The following is a 1,861-nucleotide window of genomic DNA, read 5'->3' as shown; positions in this document are numbered from 1 at the left end:
CATGATGCGGATATCGGTTTAGCCTTCGACGGCGATGCAGATCGTTTGGGCGTTGTAACCAATACAGGTAAGATTATTTGGCCTGATCGTTTGTTGATGTTGTTCGCCAAAGACGTTGTCTCCCGTAACCCGGGAGCAGATATCTTATTTGATGTTAAATGCTCTCGACGCCTTAATGGTTTGATTAGCAGTTATGGCGGTCGCCCGGTAATGTGGAAGAGCGGACACTCTTATATGAAAGCTAAAATGAGAGAAACCGGGGCATTACTTGCTGGTGAAATGAGTGGTCATGTATTCTTCAAAGAGCGTTGGTTTGGCTTCGATGACGGTCTCTATGCTGCCGCTCGTTTATTAGAAGTCTTGGGTATTGAAGATCGCTCTTCTGAAGAAGTATTTGCCGATTTTCCTGAAGACTTAAGTACGCCTGAGATAAATATCAGTGTGACAGATGAGTCTAAATTTATGATCGTTGAAAGTCTGTGTGCTTTGAAAGACCAGTTTGTTGGTGGAAATATTTCCACGATAGATGGTTTACGAGTCGAATACCCAAATGCCTGGGGTTTATGTCGTGCATCCAATACCACTCCCGTATTGGTTCTGAGGTTCGAGGCTGATAATGAGGCAGCTTTAGAAGAAGTGAAGTCGATATTTAGGACGCAGCTTCAGATAGTCGATCCATCAATTGAATGTAATTTTTAGGTCAACCATTCTGACCTTTATTGTTTGTTAGGAAAAATATGAGTTTAACAAGAGAATCTGCTGGCCAGGTGGCTTCAGTATTAAGCAAAGCACTGCCTTATATTCAGCGCTTTTCAGGTAAAACCTTGGTGATTAAGTATGGTGGCAACGCCATGGAGAACGAAGACTTAAAGAACAGCTTTGCAAGAGATGTTGTGTTGATGAAGTTGGTGGGCATCAATCCGATTGTTGTGCATGGGGGCGGCCCCCAAATAGGTGACTTGCTTGAGCGTTTGAATATTGAAAGCCACTTCGTTGATGGTATGCGTGTCACCGATAGCCAGACGATGGATGTGGTCGAGATGGTCTTGGGCGGAAAAGTGAATAAGGAAATTGTTGCTCTTATTAACAGCAATGGAGGTAAGGCAATAGGTCTTACAGGGAAGGATGCAAACCTGATCAAGGCAACTAAACTTCATGTCGATAAAATAACTCCAGAAGTTGATCGACCAGAAATTATAGATTACGGTCATGTTGGTCAGGTCAAGTCGGTCGATACCTCGGTTATTGATATGATGACCAAAAGTGATGTGATACCCGTTATTGCACCGATCGGAGTCGGTGAAGATGGGATGTCTTATAATATCAATGCTGACTTGGTTGCTGGAAAAGTAGCTGAGGCGGTAGCAGCAGAAAAACTTATTCTACTGACAAATATTTCTGGTCTGCAGGATAAATCGGGAGAGGTGTTAACAGGTTTATCAACTGCTCAGGTCGATGAGTTGATTGCTGATGGAACGATATACGGCGGTATGTTGCCGAAAATTAAGTGCGCTTTAGAGGCTGTGAAAAACGGAGTAAAGAGTTCGCACATTATTGACGGTCGAGTTAGCCACTCAACACTTTTGGAAATCTTTACAGATGAAGGTGTTGGAACGCTGATTACTAATGACTAGTACTTAGTGTGCTGAGCGGTCAGTAATTATGGCCGCTTGATTGTTTTAAATAAGCGTACTTGATGACTCTTTGCTGTCAGAACCTACATTTGAACCGCCCACAACTTTATTCTTTCCTGAACGTTTTGCCTCGTGCATGAACTTATCAGCTTTACGAATTAGCTGCTCTGCACTCTCTCCATACTTGTATACGGCGACACCGATCGAAGCTGTGACAGTTCCTAGTT

At 43.3% G+C, this 1,861-nt stretch carries 2 protein-coding genes and 1 pseudogene; 2 read left to right on the top strand and 1 reads right to left on the bottom strand.

What is annotated here, in order from left to right:
- Positions 1–699: pseudogene (locus A3735_RS17460) on the top strand (phosphomannomutase/phosphoglucomutase); the annotation flags it as partial.
- Positions 700–737: 38 nt separating this feature from the next.
- On the top strand, positions 738–1,634 hold the full coding sequence (gene argB / locus A3735_RS17455) for an acetylglutamate kinase (RefSeq protein ID WP_068512576.1): 897 nt from the start codon (positions 738–740) through the stop codon (positions 1,632–1,634).
- A gap of 45 nt (positions 1,635–1,679) precedes the next feature.
- Here the strand turns inward: argB and A3735_RS17450 are convergent.
- Positions 1,680–1,861, bottom strand: a 182-nt coding sequence (locus A3735_RS17450) for a diguanylate cyclase domain-containing protein (RefSeq protein WP_156499736.1), incomplete at its 5' end; no start/stop codon positions are given.

The sequence above is a fragment of the Oleiphilus sp. HI0061 genome, assembly GCF_001635675.1.
This window is presented reverse-complemented; position numbering and strand designations above follow the sequence as displayed.

Excerpts from the sequence above, each read along its gene's own strand:
- argB (WP_068512576.1), top strand. The coding sequence starts at position 738 with ATGAGTTTAACAAGAGAATCTGCTGGCCAGGTGGCTTCAGTATTAAGC.